The following is a 19,144-nucleotide window of genomic DNA, read 5'->3' as shown; positions in this document are numbered from 1 at the left end:
CGAGCACTTGGGCGGTTTATCCACTTGGTTGTCGTGGCAATGCTATGCTGCCCTTGTTTTTTAAAGCCAAGAGAGCCCCATGGACCACGCCGCATCGACCGCGCAGGACGCGCCCCGTTTTAAAGCCCCCGCCGGGGAGATCATCGGCTGGTATGATCGCGGCGTCATTCGCGCCACGGGTATTGCCTACGCCCGTACCGAGCGCTTCTGCCCACCCACCGATGAGCCGCCTGCCACCGCAACGATTCACGCCACCCGGTGGGCCCCGGCGGCGCCGCAGAACACGATTCCTGAGCTCAACGAAGCGCTCGGTGTAGCCGCCGACGAGTTTCACGCAAGCGAAGGCGCGCTGCACCTGTCGGTCACCGTGCCGGAACCCCCCTCAAAAACCCCGCGCCCGGTCATGGTCTGGATTCACGGCGGCTCTTACGTGTTTGGCGCAGGCGACTTGGCGGTGTTCGACGTGCGCCCGCTGGCCCTCGAGCAGGATGTCATCGTAGTGTCGGTTACCTACCGGCTGGGCCTTTTAGGGTTTCTGGGTGGCTACGCGGGGCGGCCCGCCAACCTGGGCCTTCTGGACATGATCTCCGCGCTGCGTTGGGTCAACACCAACATTGCCGCCATGGGCGGCGACCCGAATAATGTCACGCTGTTCGGCCACTCCGCTGGGGGCGATGCGGCGGCGCACCTGATGATTGCCGAGGGCGTTGAGGGGCTTTTTCAGCGCGCGATCATCCAGAGCGCGCCGCTGGGTATTAGCCGGGGCCGCGCAAAGATGACCGCCAAAATGGGTAAAAAGGCCGCCGAGCTTAAAAGTGACGCGCCGCTGGACGAGGTGCTGCGCGTGCAAACGAAAGTAGCTGAGGCCGCCCGCGGCTTTGGCATGAAAGCGGCCATGCCCTTTGGCACCCAGTACGGCCACTACCCGCTGCCTGCTGAGGCCGACATCGACCAGGCCTGGCGCCGCGCGGCGGAAAAAATCGACGTGTTCATTGGCACCACCGCCGAGGAAACCGCGCTGTTTCTGGTCATGTCGCCGGGGTTAACGCGGCTGCGCCACGCGCCGCTGGTAGGGGAGGCCATCGGCCGGGCGATGGTGTCGGCCACCACGCGCAAGGTATACCAGCGCGACGCGCTTAAATTTGCCCGCCGCCATGCTCAAGCCGGCGGGCATGCTTTTGTGTACCGGCTTGATTGGAACAAGGGCCGCACGCCGTTTGGCGCCGCCCACACGATTGACCTACCGCTACTACTGGGAGAGCCCGCCAGCTGGCAGTACGCGGATATCGTCAAACACGTAGATGAAACCACGCTGCTCGAACACGGCCAGCGCCTGCGCAAACTATGGGCGGATTTCGCGCGGGATGGTCGGCTGCCGGCCAAAGGCCGGGTCGAGCCGGGGATAGTCGAGTGGTGGCAGGCCAAGAGTAGATAGACTCACCTGCCGCTTTTAAACATCGTTTTAGGCCACCAGGGAAGCCGCCTTCAAAGCGGCTTCCCCCTCCAGCCCTTCCTGCTGCAGGGCGTCGGACAAGGCCCCCATGGCATCGTTTAGCGCACCGGACAGCTGAGAAATTTCACCTTGCAACGCGTTTATCTTCTGCTGGCGCTGCTCATCGCTCAGTGATTGATCCCGCATCATGGCTTGAAGCTCTTCCTGTTTCTTTCTCAGTTCTTCCTGAAGTTCCACGATGCGCTTCATGAGCTCCTTTATCTCGATAGAGAAGTCGCTTTCGTTGATGTTCTTTTGTTTGGCCTCGGTGGAGGCGCGCGATTCCCCTGGCCCTGCCGCCAGCGCCCGCCCCAAGGGGGAGAGATCAACGTGAATGCCCGCGCTTTTCTCATTGGACTGTGTCGGCGCGCTTTGTGCTGAAGGGGGCGTTTCGCTGGGCCGAAGCGCATTGGCTTTGTAGGACTCGACGGAAAACGTGACCCCGGAATGAATCGAAAGCGTCATATCAATCCCGTTTTTAGTAATTTTTTGAGTTTTCAAAATTTTATCGGCTGCGGCGCGGTTTGCTTTAGCTAAGGGCCGGGCACGGCACGCTCGATTCTGCCCTGAAACGAGCCCGGTTCAGCTTTTATTGCTGCCGTTGAGCCCATTACCCGTGTGCATGAGACAAGACGTCATCCTGTGTATTAAGTTAAAGTAATACATATACAACTAATGCACATGGGAAAAGACATGCAAGGCAATAACGATCGTTCACGGGTTTATAGGCTTTCCTGGCTTGCGTACTTCAAGCCCTTTTTCATGGGCATTGTGGTTGCGATCGCGGGGCTGTTCATTTCCGGTATGGTGAGCCAGCCCTGGTTGAGCTGGGTGGCGCTGGCGGCCGGCATCGCAAGCTTTATCTACCACATCATCTATGTGCGCAGCGTCAGGATTTTCGTCAATGACGCCGGTGTATGGTACGACGAGGGCGTTTTCCCTTGGCAAAAGGGCATGCGGGGCGTGAAGTGGCGCGACCTGGACAGTGCACTGTTCATCACCAACTTTGTCAGCTGGGCACTTCGCTCCTATACGGTGCACCTTGCTCACCGCTATACCAAAGACAGCGAGATCCACATTCGCCATGTCAAAAACGGCAAGCAGTTCGCCGAGATGGTCAACGCCGAGCACCACCGCCAAGTGGGCAGTGAATCACCGAGTATCAACGTGGTGGGCTAAGCGGCTGCGCGCGAATGCCCGCATTTGACACTCGTAATCATCATTGGCTAACGTGCCCAAACCCGTAAGATGTTCCATATCTTATAAAGGTGTTCGTCCAATGAACCATTGATGCCTGCCGTTGCAATGACGGCCAGTCTCCACCAGCCCCTAAACGCGGGGGAGGTCTTGGCATCCTGGGAATACCACATGGCGAACACTTCTATCACCTTGAACGGTGTCTCCTGCGTTTTGCCGGATGGCAGAACGCTTTTTACCAATCTTCATGAGCAGTTCGATAGCCGACCCACGGGCCTGGTGGGGCGCAACGGTGTGGGTAAAACGGTCCTTGCGCAAATGCTGGCGGGACTTTTAACGCCGACCACCGGCCACTGCCAGCTTCCTGCCAACGTGCACTACCTTGCCCAACAGGTTGCCGCCCCCTCGGCAAACACGACCGTGGCGGCGCTTGCCGGTGTACACACAACGCTTGATGCGCTGGCACAAATCGAAGCGGGCAGCGCCGCGCTTGAAAATTTCGAGGCGGTCGATGAGCGTTGGGACATGCCCCAGCGGCTGCGTTTTGAGCTTGAACGCAGCGGTTTGGGGTATCTCGAAGCCTGTACCCCCGCCGATACATTGAGCGGTGGCGAAGCCATGCGGGTTGCTCTGATCGGCGCCATGCTATCAGAAGCGGACTTTCTGATTCTTGACGAGCCGAGCAACCACCTCGACCGACCCAACCGGCAGGCACTCATCGAGCAACTAAAGCGCTGGCCGAAGGGGCTGATCGTGGTCAGCCACGACCGCCAGTTGCTGGACGCCATGGAGCGGATCGTGGAGCTCTCCCCATTGGGGCTACAAAGCTACGGCGGCAACTACACCTTTTACAGCGCGGCGAAGGCGCACGAGCAGCAAGCGGCGCAGGCCCGTCTCAGCCAGCACAAGCTTGCACGCCAACGCGAAGAGCGGGCCATGCACAAGCAGCGCGAGCGCCAGCAGAAACGCCAGGCGCGGGATAGCCGCCAGGCCAAGGGCGCCAATCAGGCGAAGGTATTGCTCGATGGCCAGAAAGAGCGCAGCGAACACTCCATGGGCGCACTACGCCAACAGCACACCGCCAGCCGGGAAGAGCTCAACCAGCGCGTACGCGAAGCCGCCCGCCAGGTCGAAAAAGAGGTGCCCATCGCCCTGCATGAAGTGGCACTGCCACGGGGTACGAATCGCCGAGTGGCCGAGTTGGAAAGGGTAGCGCTACCCTTCGTTGCGGGGGCCACACATCACATTAGCCTGACGCTGCAGGGGCCGCAAAGAATCGGCATCGTGGGGCCGAATGGCGGCGGTAAGTCCACGCTGCTGCGCGTGATGGCAGGGCTGGTGGCGCCTTTAACGGGCACCTGCCAGGTCACGCCCCAAAACGCCTATCTCGACCAGCGCCTTGATCGTTTTGACCCGACCCAAACCGTGTTCGACCAGCTGCGGGCGGCTAATCGTAAAGCGAGTGACGGCGAGCTTCGCATGCTGCTGGCCCAGCTTGGCCTGGATGCGCAGAAAATCACCACGCCCAGCGGCGCACTGAGCGGCGGTGAACGCTTGAAAGCAGCGCTCGCGTGCTTGCTCTACGCCGACGCGCCGCCTCAGCTATTGATGCTGGACGAACCCAACAACCACCTGGACCTGCCGTCCACCCAGGCATTAGAAACCATGCTGCGCGGCTACCAGGGCACGTTGCTGGTGGTCTCCCACGACGATGCCTTTCTCGAAAACCTCACGCTCACGGACTACTTGCAAGCAACCCAGCAAGGCTGGCAACTGACGCCGGTATGACCTTTCCCCTGTGCCCCTCACTGCCAGCGCCCTGTCATTCATAATACTTAAAGGTACTACTGTTCTTTCTAGGCGTTGGGTAAAGTGACTAACGCATGCTGAGCGCCGTACAACGGCCAGAACTCATAACGACGTTCCCCTTCAGCGGAGGCGGTAATGAAAGCGATCCTGTTTGACGTATTCGGCACCGTGGTCGATTGGCGCTCCAGCTTGATCCGCCAGTTTACGGAACTGGAAAAAGAGCTGGGCTTAGAGCTACCCAGAGAAGCGCTGACGGATCAATGGCGCCAGCAATACGCACCTTCCATGGAGCGGGTACGCAAAGGCGAACTCCCCTGGACGAAGCTCGATGACCTGCACCGCGAAAGTCTGGTCAAACTGCTCGACCAACACGGGGTAGCGTTGGACGAGCCAACCATTGATCGCATCAACCTCTTCTGGCACCGGCTAACCCCCTGGCCGGATGTACCGCGCGGCCTTGAGCGCTTAAAAGAAAACTACATCATCGGCACCCTGACTAACGGCAATGTTTCGCTGATGGTCGATGTGGCTCGCAATGCTAAGCTTCCTTGGGATATGATTTTCTGCGCCGAGCTGTTCGAGCACTACAAGCCGGACGCGGAAGTCTACTTGGGCGCGTGCCGCCTGTTAGGCCTGCCGCCGGAAGAGGTGATGCTGTGCGCGGCGCATAATGCGGACCTGGGGGCTGCACGTGGTGTGGGGATGAAAACAGCGTTTATAGCGCGGCCTACGGAGTATGGGCCGCTGCAGAGCAAGGACTTAGAGGCCGAGGAGGACTGGGATATTGTAGTTGAGAATTTTATTGTGCTAGGTAAGCAACTGAGAATGTAGTCATTTAATTCTACCTGAAAACGCTACCGCGCCTATCCGCACTTGAAATGCACCATTCAACTAGGAAATAGCTTGAATATCGCCATCATGCTAAGATTAAGCTTTAAATATTATAGTATCGCCGCTATCATAAAAGACTTTACAGATACTTGGATGTCCAAGTGCCAAGATTGGCTATGAGTTCGACTTGAAGTTAATTTAAAGAAAGTTGATGCTTTTTTTTTAGTGAAATAGGTTGTTAAAAGATTAATATAGCATAGGTATTGCTAACATTGCCTTTGGTGCTCATATGAAAAAATTATTGAATTTAAAAGAAAAAGAAATTGAGGATGTAGCGAGTATAGTTAAAAATAAAATTTTTGTGCCAAGATTTCAAAGAAAGACAACAATTTTTTTATGTGGTGCTGATATAACAGATAAAGAAAAATCACGCTCAAAATTGGCTAATATATTTAATTTTAGATCTTCATTCGAGTTGTTGTATCCTGAGGATTTGTTTGAAGACCTTTTAGCCGGTCAAGGGCAGTATAGCTTGTTGGAGCTTGAGAATACTTTAGCTGATAGTGTTGATGCAATAGTTTTGTTTCCTGAGAGCCCAGGGTCATTTGCAGAGCTTGGGGCTTTTTCAAATAATCAAAAGCTTGCTCAGAAAATGATTGTTTTGATAAGTAATAAATATAAGTCAGATAAAAGTTTTATTAACTATGGGCCCAATAGGTTGGTTAGGAACACTAAGACAGGTAAAGTTTTATATTACGGAGCCGATGAATTAGAGCCTAGTTTAAAAAGTGTTTCTTTTTATAGAAAGATAAGCGGTTATGTGGCTACTATTAAAAAAGAACATCCAGTAAAAAAAGATGTTACAAATATTCTTGAAGTTGGGAATTTTATTCTTCCTTGTATTTATTTGATTGATGAGATAGATAATGTAAATCTGTACAAGTTGGTTGGTTATGCGGCTTCATACAATAAAAAACTCTGTGAGATAGCTACCAAATCATCCCTTGGTAAGCTCATTAAGGAGAGGTTCATCACTAGAACACCTATAGGATATAAGGTTACGCAGTTGGGTGCTTCCTATGTTAGATCAGAATTTTCAAATAGTAGCTTGGATAAAGCTAGAATTGAGTTGATGAATGCACAAAATCGTAGAAATGCACGAGTAAGCTATGATAGAGTAGTTGCAGGTGCTCACCTTTAGCGAGTGGGCTTAGGCCCGCTGGGTAGTGATTCGCTATCCTGCACGAAAACTAGGGCTATAGCAGATCTAAAGATGCGGCACAATCATCTCCCGATGATTGCACCGCATCTTTAGATCCGGTTCTTTAGACGTAAAGGTGTAGCGCCTCCTTATGCTTGATAAACAAAAAATATATCGCCTAAGAAATCTCGGGCTTCCTCCTATTGAAAAAGTTGAAGATCTTGCTAATGAGATGCGATTGTCTATAAGTAAAGTTCGTTATTTGGCTTATAGATCACACTATCTCTATAAAACTTATCAGATTTCTAAAAAAAACGGTTCGCCAAGGGTTATAGCTCAGCCAAATCGAGAGCTAAAAGCTTTTCAAAGCTGGATATTGAGAAATATACTTGATAAGTTGTCGTCTTCTGAGCATTCAAAAGGTTTTGAAAAAAACACGTCTATTCTTGATAACGCATCGCCTCATGTAGGGTCTAATTATGTTCTAACTATAGATTTGGAAGATTTTTTTCCAAGTATAAAAGTAGAAAAAGTCTATTCTATTTTTTATTCTATTGGTTACAGTAAATTAATAAGCTCAGTTCTAGCTAGTGTTTGCACTTTTGACGGAAGCCTTCCTCAGGGAGCTCCAACATCTCCAAAGCTTGCTAATCTAATTTGTGCTAAATTAGATGCTAGATTATATGGATATGCTGGCCCAAGGGGTATTGTTTATACTAGATATGCAGATGATATAACATTCTCAGCACAAACGGCTCAAAGGATTTATAAAGCAAAAGAGTTCGTAAACACAGTTATTTTTGACGAAGGCTTTAATGTTAATCATAGTAAGACAAAGATTTCAGGTACACAAAGGCAGAAGCGCATTACAGGTTTAATTGTTTCAGAACATCGTGCAGGCATTGGTCGGCAAAAGTATCGTCAAATGCGAGTTAAGCTACACAGGTTTTTCTCTGAAGCGGAAAATGATTTCAATCACATTAATGGTATGTTGGCATTTATTTATGATGTGGATCCAAAAATGTACAAAAAGCTATATCTCTACATAAATTCGTTAATAATTAAATATCCAGATAATCCATCTGCTCTATTAATTAATAAAGAGATAACAAAAGGCTCTTAATAAAGTTTGGATTGTAAAGTTTAAAGTGAAGGTGATTTTTAAGACGTATTGAATGTGTTATGTGTGTGGCTTTTTTTAATCCTACGCTTAAACGAAAGTATTTCTTCAAGATTAATTTAGTCAAGAATCTCGTTTGGCTTTCTCTAAGTTCAATACTTAGCGCCTATGTTTTGATACGGTGCGTAAAAAAGTTCTCGCGTCAGGATCAATAAACTATTGTCGGCAGCAATAGTCCGTGTGGACAAACTCCAAACCTTTTGGATTGTGTGAAATCACAGTAAACGAGACATTCAATTACTGGTTTAGCTGGAAGAACAATAATGTCATTCACACAGCTGCTGATCCCCGCATAAATTGAATTTCTGGGCGCGCTTTCAAACTGGCTGAAAAATTGCAAATCCAGCTGCCTGACCCTGAAGCACGCGAGCAACTATCCAAAAGGCTCTCGCCAAATATTTATGCTTCCCAGTGCAGGGCAATGCGTAAAGTGTTGCCCTGCATTCGCTGGAAGCAGATTATTCAGCCCCCACCTCACTCTCTTCCGCCTCAATCTGCCCACGTCCCTGCATCCAATGCATTACCCCCCAGCAGAGCGCGGCCCAGCTTGCGCCAGCGGTCCAGCCGGCCAGCACATCGGTCGGCCAGTGAACGCCCAGATAGACGCGGCTCATGCCCACGAGCAGGGTCAGCAATATCGCCAGTATCAGTAGATACGCTTTTAGGCGCAGCGCGGGCTGTATGCGGATGAGCAGCGCAGCTAGCGTCAGGTAGGTGACGGCCGACATCATGGAGTGGCCGCTGGGAAAGCTCGCCGTGTAGACCATGGCTTCGTGCGGTACGAGGTCCGGGCGGGCTCGGTCAAAGCCCATCTTCATCAGGGTGCTGAGCAGGATGCCGCCGGGCACCGCCACCAAGGCGAAGAGCGCCGCGCGAAAGTGCCTGGCGAGTAGCAGATACCCCAGCGCCCCCAGCGTGAGGAGCACCAACACGCCCACGCCGCCGAGGGCGGTAAAGTCCCGGCCCATTTCCTCGACCCAGCCCGGGCCGATCGGGTCGTTAAGGTCGGCGGGGTTGCGAAGGGCGAGCAGCAAGCGCTCGTCGAAGCTCTGGGTGTCGCCCTCGATGACTTCACCGGCCAGCGCGACGAAGCCCCAAATGCCGCCGGAAATGACCGCCAGGCACACCAGCATGGCGAGTTCGTGGCGGCCGAGCCGAGATAGCAGGGAAACGCCCTGACGCCCGATACGGCCTATTGTCGTTTGATACTTCATTGGCAGCTCCTTTGCTTTGATCCGTCCCGCGCCCCGTCGATTGAGGCGGGCATAGTGTAGCCCAAAGCGGCCGTTCAAGAGTTCGGCAATAGCGAATCGGTTTATCTGGCTTGTTGGCTGTCATTCGCAAGCGAGTAGGTTTATAAAATGGGCTCGCGATAGCCACCACTGCGCCGCTATCCATTCAACAGGAATAACAATGATGCCATTCACGCAACTGCTGGTCCCCACCTATACCCAAATGCTCGGCGCGCTTTCGAACTGGCTGAAAAAGGCGCAAAGCCAGCTGCCGGGCGCCGAGGCACAAGCGCTGCTCTCCGCACGCCTCGCGCCGGATATGTTTCCGCTTTCCACGCAGGTACGCTTTGCCTGCGTGCAGGCGCAAGAGGCGGTCCACCGCCTGCAGGGTAAAGACCTACCGGCCTCGATCAAGGAGTTGCTCGACGAAGGGCGTAACGCGGGTGAACAGTCCGGCACGCTTGAAGATGCCCAAAAGCGTATCGATGAAACCCTCGTTTTACTTAATGGCCTGGCGTCCGATGCGCTGGATGTCAGCGCGGACAAGCCGCTGGTGCTCGAGCTGCCTAACGGCATGGTTCTCGATTTAACCGCCGAGCAGTACGCGCAGGACTGGACGCTGGGGCAGTTCTACTTCCACATCATGACTGCCTACTCCATCCTGCGCAGCGAGAAGGTCGAGCTGGGCAAAGCCGACTATGTCGCGCATATGTTCCCGTATATTCGCCCGGAAACGATGCCTAAAGGCTGATCGACTTCCCAATTCCACTGCCCCGTCACTTCCCGCACTACCGCCTCATTCAACACCCCGCGCTTGGCTTCCACCAGGGTTAGCCACGGCCGGGCGCGGGTGATGCCGGTGTACACCCGCTCCCGGGTCAAAATCGGGTTGATCGTTGTGGGTAGCAGCAGGGAGGTGTGGACGAACTCCGAGCTCCGGGATTTGTGTGCCGTCATCGCGAATACGGTTCTACCGAGTGCAGCCGTGATGGTAGCACCCAGCGGATCGGGTTTGCCGGGTCACTGGTTGGAAAGACGAGGCTTAAGAGCGATCTTCCTGGCGCTCCTAATGAAGAGCGAGGCTCAGCTCGAAAGCCCTTCGTGACCAGGCACGAAACCGCCCAGCAGGCGGTCGATATCCTTGGGAGGCATCGGACGGTAGAAGAAGAACCCCTGGACGAGGTCGCAATGCATTTCGCGAAGCAATGACAACTGTTCGGCGTTCTCGACACCCTCGGCCACCACTTCCAATCCCAGCCGATGACCGATGAAGATGGTGCCCTCCATGATGGCCCTGTCCTTCGGCTGTGTGGGAGCGTCGTGGATGAAGGAGCGATCGATCTTCAGGGCGGTGACGGGAAAGTGCTTGAGATAGCTCAGGGAGGAATAACCAGTCCCGAAGTCGTCGATGGCAATGCGAAAACCGCGATCATGGAGGCGCCGCAGGTCCTCGAGGACGGTCTCGTCGGCTTCGATCAGGACGTGCTCGGTCAATTCGATGCCGATATCCCGCGGACCTAAGCCGTGACGCTGCAGCGAGTCCTCGAAGCGCTTGAGGGCATCGGGACGCACCAGTTGACGACCCGAGACATTAATGTCGATACGGTGCTCATGAAATCCCTTGGCACGCCATTCCACCTGCTGGCGGCAAGCCTCTTCGATGACCCATTCGCCCAGACGATGGATCAAACCGGAACGCTCGGCCAGCGGGATAAACTCGGCAGGCGAGATCGGCGGGCCTTCGGCAGGCGCCCAGCGTAACAAGGCCTCGAGATTCTCTATTCGCCCGCTGGCCGCCGAGACTTGGGGCTGGTAGTGGAGGGCGAGTTCACCGTTATTCACGGCTTCCTCGAGTCGCGTCGAGAGACAGTGCTGGCGAACCAGCTCATCATGGAGCTTCTGTTGGAAGAAACGTACAGTACCCCGACCCTCCAGTTTGGCGCTATTCTTGGCAACATCGGCATTACGGATCAATTCGCGTGACGATTCACCATTCCCGGGAAAGAACGCCACACCCAAACAGGCCGTGACCTGACGCTCCCGACCATTCAGGACGAAAGGTTCTCGAAAGATATTCTGGACATGACGCATGACCCGTCTGACATCGGAGTCCAGGTAGACGCCGGGAAAAGCCAGCACGAATTCATCGCTAGAGACACGGGACACCAGGTCAGTGACTTGCTGGCACTTTTTCAGTCGCCGAGTCAGCTCAATGAGCAGGCGATCGCCCTGATCATAGCCAAGGGCATCATTGATCTCGGCGAAGTGATCGATGTCCAGGTAGATGGTTGTCAGGCCATTGCCCTGGCGTCGACAAGAATCCAACAGGCTGTCCAGGTCGGCCTCGAAGGTCTGGCGGTTAGGGAGATGGGTGAGCCTGTCGAAACGGGTGGCGAATTCCAGGTCACGGTGGGCACGCTTTTGGTCGGAAAGATCGACATCCACGCAGAACATCAAGGGTGAGTCGGTATGCTGATTGAGCATCAGGTGCTGCGAAAAGACCGATACCAGTTCACCGGTTTTGTGCTTAAGCTCGAGTTCTTCGGCGGGTATATCGATCCTTTCTTTGATCCAGACACCATGCGCCTGGATTACCCCGTCACGCATGAAGGCAGGAATGATCAGATCTTCCAGTAACTGTCCCTGGGCTTCCTCAGCGGTATAGCCATAGAGACGAGTGCTACCTTCATTCCAGTAAATCACTCGCCGATCGCGATCATACCCTTGAACCGCCACTTTCGGCAGACTCTCCAGCAGGGCGCGGAATCGCTGCTCACTCTCTAGATGCTGGCGGCGTACTAACTCGACGTCTTCCCTGCCTGCATCATGCGAATCGATGTCATTAGTGGAAGGTGTCGTTGACGCCACCAATTTGAGCGCACCGGAAAACTCCCAGCGGTTCTCCTTCAGGCGTTCCGGATCTCTGTGATGTCGGGAATGGCTGGCAGTCATGGAGTCCACTTAAAGAAAAAGCACTGTCAGGAGCCATTATTATGGCAAACATAGTCATTTGTTGTGGTTATCTTACACCTATGTGCAGTAGGTAACCTACAGATGTACGTCATCAGTGGTCTGATCCTGTTTTCAAAAAACACTCTTTTTCAGTGCATTTTTTGACATATTGTTGCAGATCTTTTCATTTCTCTCCTGTTGACCGCGTTCTTACATCGGCAACACAGGGCAATTCCGCCCAGTTAACAGGAGAATACCATCATGAAACTCGATACCCTCAAGCACGGTTTCGATCCCACCTCCATGCCTTCCAATTATTGGAATGCGGGAGTGGCCGAGGCGCTAAGGAATCAGGAGTGGGCGAAAACCGATATTCGGGAGCGCATCGATTTGACCGCCTGGCAGGCGTTTACCGCTGACCTGCCGCGCGATCCCTATGTCAACCAGCGGTGGAAGCGGATGTCATGGCTCGCCCTTAATGATCAGGGAGATGTCGGGGATATGGGCCAATGTCCCATGGCCCAAGGGGGAGCCTTCAATGACGCGGAGAGCATGGCGGATCGCCTACGCTACTATGATCCGCTGACCAGTGAATTCATGGCACGCCCGGATGTGAAGGCCTTCGTGCACGCCTGGGCAAAGCTCTGGAGTATCGGTGCGCACGAACCCATTCTGATGCAGATCACCGGGGTTCGCGGGGAAGGCAGCATCGACCCCCTTCAGGGACAGGGGATTCATGCCGATGGCTGCAAGGCCCTGAGTATTCTGGTCCTCAATCGGGAAAACGTGGCGGGTGCTGAAAATCACCTCTACGGCGACAAGGCTGGCACGCAACCCTTGGTCGATATCACCCTGGATCCGGGTGATATCCTTCATCTGCGCGATGACCGGCTATTCCACAGTGTCGACGGGATCGAACAACTCGAGAGCGAAGCACCCTTCGAGCGGTTCATCATCATCATCAACAGCCGTTTCGTGGACGGCTTTCAGAACCGGATGCTGCGTCGCCACTTCCCGGAAGCGGTCCTCAATGAGAGCTAATGGCTCTCGGTAAATTGATAACCTGGCAACACCCACGCCCCCGGAACTCCGGGGGCGTCTTGGTTGTGGCCCCTATGCGACGGTTCCGCTGACCCGCATTACCTCTCGCACTACCGCCTCATTCAACACCCCACGTTTGGCTTCCACCAGGGTTAGCCACTGTCGGGCGCGGGTGATGCCGGTGTACACCAGCTCCCGGGTCAAAATCGGGTTGATCGTGGTGGGCAGCAGCAGGGCGGTGTGGACGAACTCCGAGCCCTGGGATTTGTGGACCGTCATCGCGAACACGGTTTCCACCGAGTGCAGGCGCGAGGGCAGCACCCAGCGGATGGGTTTGTCCGGGTCGCTTGTGGGAAACGCCACACGCAGTAGCGGCTTGCCGGGGTCGCGCGGATCGGGTACGGCCAAGGTGATGCCGATGTCGCCGTTCATCAGTTTCAGGCCGTAATCGTTTTGGGTGACCAGCACCGGGCGGCCTTCGAACCAGCCTTTTTCCAGGGTGTAGTCGTTGCCTTGAAGTACGCCTTCACCACGCAGCGTTTTGGCGATGCGCAGGTTCAATCCCTCTACGCCCCAGGGGCCTTTGCGCAGCGCGCAGAGTAGCTGGAAGTGGCTGTAGGCCTCGAGCACCGCGCTTGCCCAGGCGTTGAACGCCGCCGGGTTCTCCTCGAAGGATGCTCCGTTGGGGCGCTCGCTATCCAGCGCTGCCAGGTAGTGCCGGTAGCCGCTGGGCGGGGCGATGGGCTCGCCCTTGGCATCGGTGCGGCCCTGGCCGGCGTTGGCAAAGCCGCCGGGGCTTCCGTGAATGACCAGTTTATCCAGTGCGGCGTCGTCGGTTAGCGCCAGGTGGTGCAGGTCCGGGTAGCCGTGGCGCAGTACGTTTCTCACGTGCTGCTGCTTCTCTGCATCGCTTGCCGCGTGGCTTGGTTGGTTGATCGCCTTCGCCAACTGGCCGATGCCGCTGTGTTCATCGAAGCGGTGGCTGACCCGCAGCATGGTAATCGCCTGGTCCTGGGGTTGGCCGGCGGGGTCGATGAACTCGGCGGGTATCGGCTGGCCGGTGGCGGCTTCCAGCCACTGGGCGGTGTGCGGGGTGTAGTGGGCGGCTTCGGCGCGGCGGCATAAGTCGCCCAGCACCGCACCGGCTTCGACCGAGGCGAGCTGGTCTTTATCGCCCAGCAGTACCAACTGCGCCTGGGCGGGCAAGGCGCTGAGCACGGCGGTCATCATTTCGATATCCACCATTGAGGCTTCGTCGATGACCAGCACGTCCAGCGCCAGCGGGTTGTGGGCGCTGTGGCGAAAGTGGCGGGTGTCCGGCCGGGCGCCCAGCAGGCGGTGAAGCGTGGTGACGTCAACGGGAATGGACGCGTGTAGCTGCTCGGCGCTGGCGTGCGCGCGGCCCTCTTCCCAGAGCCTGGCCAGCGCCTGGGTGGGAAGCTGGCTGACCTGACCGGCGATGGATTCGTTCAGGCGCGCGGCGGCCTTGCCGGTGGGGGCGGCCAGGCGAATGCGTAGCGGCTGCTCGGCTTGGGCCAGTTGCAGGGTTTGCAGCAGGGCCAGCAGGCGCACCACGGTGGTGGTTTTGCCGGTGCCGGGGCCGCCGGTGATGACGGCGAAGCGGCTGCGGGCGGCGAGGGCGCAGGCGGTTTTTTGCCAGTCCAGTTCCAGGCTTGGCGGGAATAAGGTGTTTAGGGTTTGGGGGAGGAGGTCAGGTTCAGTGGCGCGGCCGGGATGACTAGCGTCATCCTTCGCCGACGTGTCGGACCACCAATGAATCGGGCTCCTACAAGTAGTAGCCAGACTATTGCTATGTTCTGAAGTAACAAGTCGATCAGCGATTTCCGCGTGGAGGGTTTGTTCGAACTGCCAGTAGCGGCGTAGGTAGAGCCTTGGGCCGCTTACAACCAGCGGGGTGTTGCCGGGGCCGGGGCTTGCAAGCGTTGGGTGGGCAAGTGCGGCTTGCCATTTATCTTGTGTGAGGGTGGCCAGTACCTGGCTTGGTAGCGGCGGTGGCTCTAACAGGTCGTCGCCTTCCGGCGGTAGCGAGAGCGCGAAATCCGGTGCGGCCAGGGTGGCGTTAATATCCAGGCATACGTGGCCGCGGCCGAGCTGGTGGCTGGCCAGGGCCGCGGCGAGTAGCAAAAGTGCCGGGGCGTCCGGGGCCTCCAATGCGAGAAAGCGCGCCAGCGCCCGGTCCAGGTCGCGCAGCCAGCCGCGGGCTACCCAGCGCTCCAGAAGATCCAGCAGGGCCTGGGTGTCATCAAGCGCCGGGTGGGGCGTCCCCGGTGGGGCTGCGGGCTCTACTGGGCCTGGTTCGGCGGCGTCGTCGCTGAAGAGATCGAACGTTTGGGTGTCGTGGCGGCTCACGCGGTGGCCTCCTGGGCGGTGCCGGTAAACAGGGCGTCCAGCGCTTCGATCAGCGCAACGGGGGCGGGCTCGGCATAAACGCCGCGCCCGGCGCTGCGGCTGCCGCGCAGGAACACGGTGAGTGAGCCGCCCAGGTGCTGGTGCGGGTCGTAGTCACTCACGCGGGCTTTCAACAGCCGGTGCATGGCAAGTAGGTAGAGTGCGGCCTGCAGGTCGTAGCGTTTTTCCAGCAGCGCCTGGCGCAGGGCGTCCGGCTCGTAGGCGGTGTCCCCCGGGCCCAGGTAGTTGGATTTCCAGTCCAGCACATAGAAGCGGCCCTCGTGCTCGAAAGCCAAATCGATAAAGCCTTTGAGCATGCCGTTCAGTGTGTCGCGGTCCAGCGCCGGGCGGGCATGGCCGGGCAGTATATGGCGGCTTACCAGGGCGTCAATGGCGCGGGTGTCCACCGTGTGGGCGGCCAGCCAGAACTCGAGCTCGACCTGGTATTCGGTAATCGCTACCAGCGCCACGCTTTGGGTGGCGTTCAGCGGCAGCGCCGTGGTGAACAGCGCCTGCAGCCAGCCCGCTAATGGCTCCTGCCAGGCTTGCCAGCCGCGAAGCTGCACCCGGCGCCAGAGCATGTCGTTAAGCTGCGCTTCGTCGTCTGCGGCGGCCTGAAAGCCGAGCCTGCCCGCCCACTCCAAAAGCCCGTGCAGAAAGGTGCCCGGCCCCGGCCCGCGGGGGAACTTGTGCAGGTGAAACGCCTGGGGTTCGGTGGCATCTCTTGGTTCGTCCAGCACCTCGAAGGCGGTAGCTTCCTGGGCGGTGGTGGGCTCCAACGGCGTGGCGGTGGGGGCGCTGAGCGTGCCGGAAAGGCGCAGCGCCGAGTAGCTGGCGATCCACCAGTGCTCCCGGGCCGGGCGGGTGGGCGTGCGGGCGTGGCCTAAAACGTGGGCCTCGGCGGCCGGGGCCAGGCGCAGCGCGGTGGGCGCCGGCGGCGGCGCTACGCGGAGGTCACTGCCCTCGGCCAAAGCCTCGAGTGCGGATGTGAGCGCACCAGGGGCGATGGGCTCACCGGCGTTCATCAGGTAGCCCATGGCGCTGTCCTCACCCTCCTTGAGCGGGGCCAGGCCCAGCCAGGTGGCGTGGCGGGCGCGGGTCATCGCCACATACAGCTTGCGCAAATCCTCGCCCAGGCGTTCGCGGTCGGCGGTATTAAGTGTTTCGTCGTCGGCGCTCAGGCTTAGCTGCAGGCGGCCGGTGTCGTCGTGCCAGCGCAGCGGTAGGTCGTCTTTTTTTACCGGGCGGTGGTTGCTGATGAAGGGCAGAAACACCAGCGGGTACTCGAGACCCTTGGATTTGTGAATGGTGACCACCTTGACCAGGTCCGCGTCGCTTTCCAGGCGCAGCTTGTGGCTGTCGTTCTGGTTGTCCGGCTCGTTAATGGCCTCGGCCAGAAAGCGGATCAGCGCGTGCTCACCGTCGAGCTCTTGGCTTGCCTGCTGTAGAAGCTCGCCCAGGTGCAGCAGGTCGGTGAGTAAGCGCTCGCCGTCTTCGAAAGCGCCCAGCAGCCGGGCGGGAATCTCGAAATCCACCATCAGCTTGCGCACCAGCGGCAGCACCCCCTGGCGCTGCCAAAGCCGGTGGTAGTGGCCGAACTGCACCACGCGCGCCTCCCAGGCAAGCTCATCCTGCTGAAGGTGGTCGAGCTCGGCAAGCGTTAGCCCCAGCGCCGGGGTGGCCAGCGCCGCCCTTAAGTGCGCCTCAGCCTGGCGGGAGCTTGCCAGCGGCTCGGCGCAGGCACGCAGAAGCCGCTCGACCTGGGCGGCCATGGGCGAGCTGAACACCTTGTCGTGATCCGATAGATACACGCTTTTCACCCCGCGGGCGGCCAGCGCCAGGCGAATCGCCCGCGCCTCACTCAGCCCGTTGACCAGCACCGCCATGTCGGAGGGCTTGAGCGGTGTGAGCGTCTCGCCGTTTTGGAAACCGCTTTGGCCTTTTTGGCCTGCCTCCAGAAGGGTGGCCATCTGGGTGGCGCAGCGCTCGGCCATCTCGGTGTGGTAGGCGGTTTTGGAAAGCACCTCGTCGGCTGCCAGCGGCCACAGGGTCATCGCCGGTACCGGCTCCCCGTCGTGCACCAGCCACTCGTCCCGGCCGCGGGCATCCACGGGCAGAAACGGCAAGGGGTTTTCGCCGCTTTCATCGCGAAACAAGAACGCGCCCTGGGGGTGGGCGTCGGCGTAGCGAAAGCAGTGGTTGACCGCCTCCACCATGGCGCGGGTCGAGCGGAAGTTGGTCGAAAGCGTGACGTGGCGGCCGTTGGTGTCCGCGCGCGCCTGCAGGTAGGTGAAAATGTCCGCGCCGCGAAAGGCGTAGATGGCCTGCTTGGGGTCGCCGATCAGCAAAATGGCGCTCTCCCGGGTGGGCGTGGCGACCTGGTACACCGCATCGAAAATACGGTACTGCACCGGGTCGGTGTCCTGGAACTCGTCGATCAGCGCCACCGGGAACTGGCGCTTGATTTGCGCGGCCAAGGCCTCCCGGTTGGGGCCTTGCAGGGCGCGGTCCAAATGCGTCAAAAGCTCCGTCGGGCCCATTTCGGCCCGGCGCTGCTGCTCCCGCTCCAGGCGAACCTTGCACCACTGCACGGCGTGAATCAGAAGGTCGTTGTAGGGCTCGGGTAGGGTGTTGAGCTCGGCTTTAAGCGTTGCCAGCGCCTGCCAGGCCTCCATGAGCGGCGGCTCGCCTTCTTTCCATATTTCCCGCATGCCTTCCGGGGTCATGCGCTTCCAGGCGGCATCGGTCAGCGCCGGGCGCTCCAAATCCGTTTCACTCCACTGGCGCAGCGCGTCCAGCCAGTTAGCGCGGCTTTTGGCGTTAAGGCTTTTGCCATTGAAGGCCTTGGCTTTCGCCGCCGCTTCGAGCTCGGGCCCGAGTTTTTCGAGCCACTTGCCCCAGGGCGCTTTTAGAGTGGCCAGAGCCTGGCTTTTCTGCGCCTGGGTCTCGGTTAGCGTTTCCTGGGGCGCCGTGCGCGGGTGGCCCAGGGCGTCGCTTTCGGCCAATAGCTTTGCAAGCTCGCCGTGAAGTTCCTCCGGGGATTTCCAGTATTGGGTAATCTGACCAAGTGCCTCGGCGTCCAGCGGGTAGTAGAAGGTGCGCCAGTAGTCGCGCACTACTTCCTGCTCGAGCTCGCGCTGGTCGTTTTCCAGGTTCAGCGAGAAGAGGCTGCCGCTATCGAAGGCGTGTTCGCGCAGCATGCGGTAGCACCAGCTGTGAATGGTCGAAACGGCGGCCTCGTCCATCCACTCGGCGGCAAGCTCGAGGCGCCGCGCGCAGGCGGGCCAGGCCGCTGGGTCATACTGCTCGCGCAGCGCGACCAGTAGGGCATCAAATTGGGTTTCACGAAACACCGCTGCGGCTTCCACCAGCCGCGCGCGAATGCGCTCGCGAAGCTCTTGCGTGGCGGCGTTGGTGAAGGTGACCACCAGAATCTCGGGCGGGGTAAGCGGGCGAATGAAGGCGGTGTCGTCGTCCTCGGCTTGGCCGCCCAGCACCAGGCGCACGTACAAAAGCGCAATGGTGAAAGTTTTGCCGGTGCCTGCGCTTGCCTCTATCAAACGGCTGCCGTGCAGGGGCAGGCGTAGGGGATCAAGGGGGGCAGGCTGGCTCATAAACTCTCCGGGCGGGGCGGTGGAAAGCGCCTTTATAGCGCCAGCTTGGCACTATATCGCGATGGTTTGAGGGGATCAAAAGCGCCGCGGCGGTGCCTCGGACTGTGAGATAGCGCCTTCACCTGCTAATCTTGTCGGCCAGCCCACGCCAGGACGCCCTTGGGTTCACCCTGAAAACTGGCTGCG

At 57.7% G+C, this 19,144-nt stretch carries 13 protein-coding genes and 1 pseudogene; 8 read left to right on the top strand and 6 right to left on the bottom strand.

Going from position 1 to position 19,144, the window contains the following annotated elements; genetic code table 11:
* Positions 1-79: 79 nt before the first annotated feature.
* The gene (locus ACWFVE_RS11340; RefSeq protein WP_447529377.1) at positions 80-1,435 is read left to right on the top strand and encodes a carboxylesterase family protein; all 1,356 of its coding nucleotides are present in this window, start codon (positions 80-82) and stop codon (positions 1,433-1,435) included.
* Positions 1,436-1,462: 27 nt separating this feature from the next.
* Here the strand turns inward: ACWFVE_RS11340 and ACWFVE_RS11335 are convergent, their stop codons facing one another.
* Positions 1,463-1,957, bottom strand: coding sequence for a hypothetical protein (locus ACWFVE_RS11335; protein ID WP_447529376.1), 495 nt, complete (start codon positions 1,955-1,957; stop codon positions 1,463-1,465).
* Between the two features lie 228 nt (positions 1,958-2,185).
* On the opposite strand from ACWFVE_RS11335, the gene ACWFVE_RS11330 reads away from it, so the two are divergent.
* The 5 genes from ACWFVE_RS11330 to ACWFVE_RS11310 all read left to right on the top strand — a co-directional run bounded on the left by ACWFVE_RS11330 (position 2,186) and on the right by ACWFVE_RS11310 (position 7,653).
* Positions 2,186-2,671 carry a hypothetical protein gene (locus ACWFVE_RS11330; protein WP_447529375.1) on the top strand — a complete coding sequence of 162 codons (486 nt, stop codon included), beginning with the start codon at positions 2,186-2,188 and terminating at the stop codon, positions 2,669-2,671.
* A 189-nt stretch (positions 2,672-2,860) separates the two neighbouring features.
* Entirely contained in the window at positions 2,861-4,477 is a 1,617-nt protein-coding gene (locus ACWFVE_RS11325; RefSeq protein WP_447529374.1) for an ABC-F family ATP-binding cassette domain-containing protein, read from the top strand.
* Between the two features lie 156 nt (positions 4,478-4,633).
* Positions 4,634-5,329 (top strand): haloacid dehalogenase type II, encoded by a 696-nt coding sequence (locus tag ACWFVE_RS11320; protein ID WP_447529373.1) that lies wholly within the window; start codon positions 4,634-4,636, stop codon positions 5,327-5,329.
* 289 nt (positions 5,330-5,618) lie between these two features.
* Positions 5,619-6,530 carry a retron St85 family effector protein gene (locus ACWFVE_RS11315; RefSeq protein WP_447529372.1) on the top strand — a complete coding sequence of 304 codons (912 nt, stop codon included), beginning with the start codon at positions 5,619-5,621 and terminating at the stop codon, positions 6,528-6,530.
* A gap of 151 nt (positions 6,531-6,681) precedes the next feature.
* Entirely contained in the window at positions 6,682-7,653 is a 972-nt protein-coding gene (locus tag ACWFVE_RS11310) for a retron St85 family RNA-directed DNA polymerase (protein ID WP_447529371.1), read from the top strand.
* Positions 7,654-8,168: 515 nt separating this feature from the next.
* Here the strand turns inward: ACWFVE_RS11310 and ACWFVE_RS11305 are convergent.
* On the bottom strand, positions 8,169-8,924 hold the full coding sequence (locus ACWFVE_RS11305; RefSeq protein WP_447529370.1) for a phosphatase PAP2 family protein: 756 nt from the start codon (positions 8,922-8,924) through the stop codon (positions 8,169-8,171).
* 199 nt (positions 8,925-9,123) lie between these two features.
* Between ACWFVE_RS11305 and ACWFVE_RS11300 the strand changes: the two genes are divergently transcribed.
* Positions 9,124-9,693, top strand: a complete 570-nt coding sequence (locus ACWFVE_RS11300) for a DUF1993 domain-containing protein (protein ID WP_447529369.1) — start codon at positions 9,124-9,126, stop codon at positions 9,691-9,693.
* Here ACWFVE_RS11300 and ACWFVE_RS11295 read toward each other — a convergent pair.
* A pseudogene (locus ACWFVE_RS11295) lies at positions 9,683-10,003 on the bottom strand (ATP-binding domain-containing protein); the annotation flags it as partial. The gene ACWFVE_RS11300 and the pseudogene ACWFVE_RS11295 sit on opposite strands and share 11 nt — an antisense overlap.
* 22 nt (positions 10,004-10,025) lie before the next feature.
* Positions 10,026-11,894 (bottom strand): putative bifunctional diguanylate cyclase/phosphodiesterase, encoded by a 1,869-nt coding sequence (locus ACWFVE_RS11290; protein ID WP_447529368.1) that lies wholly within the window; start codon positions 11,892-11,894, stop codon positions 10,026-10,028.
* 261 nt (positions 11,895-12,155) lie between these two features.
* Between ACWFVE_RS11290 and ACWFVE_RS11285 the strand changes: the two genes are divergently transcribed.
* Complete coding sequence (locus ACWFVE_RS11285) at positions 12,156-12,935, top strand: 2OG-Fe dioxygenase family protein (protein WP_447529367.1); 780 nt, start codon at positions 12,156-12,158, stop codon at positions 12,933-12,935.
* Positions 12,936-13,007: 72 nt separating this feature from the next.
* Here ACWFVE_RS11285 and recD read toward each other — a convergent pair whose 3' ends face one another.
* Both recD and recB read right to left on the bottom strand, forming a co-directional pair.
* Positions 13,008-15,305 carry an exodeoxyribonuclease V subunit alpha gene (recD, locus tag ACWFVE_RS11280; protein WP_447529366.1) on the bottom strand — a complete coding sequence of 766 codons (2,298 nt, stop codon included), beginning with the start codon at positions 15,303-15,305 and terminating at the stop codon, positions 13,008-13,010.
* Complete coding sequence (recB, locus tag ACWFVE_RS11275) at positions 15,302-18,958, bottom strand: exodeoxyribonuclease V subunit beta (protein WP_447529365.1); 3,657 nt, start codon at positions 18,956-18,958, stop codon at positions 15,302-15,304. Before recB ends, recD begins: the two co-directional genes overlap by 4 nt.
* Positions 18,959-19,144: the final 186 nt, after the last annotated feature.

The organism is Vreelandella mediterranea (assembly GCF_970647075.1).
Note: the sequence above shows the minus strand (reverse complement) of the source record. Positions and strands in the feature narration are given on the sequence as shown.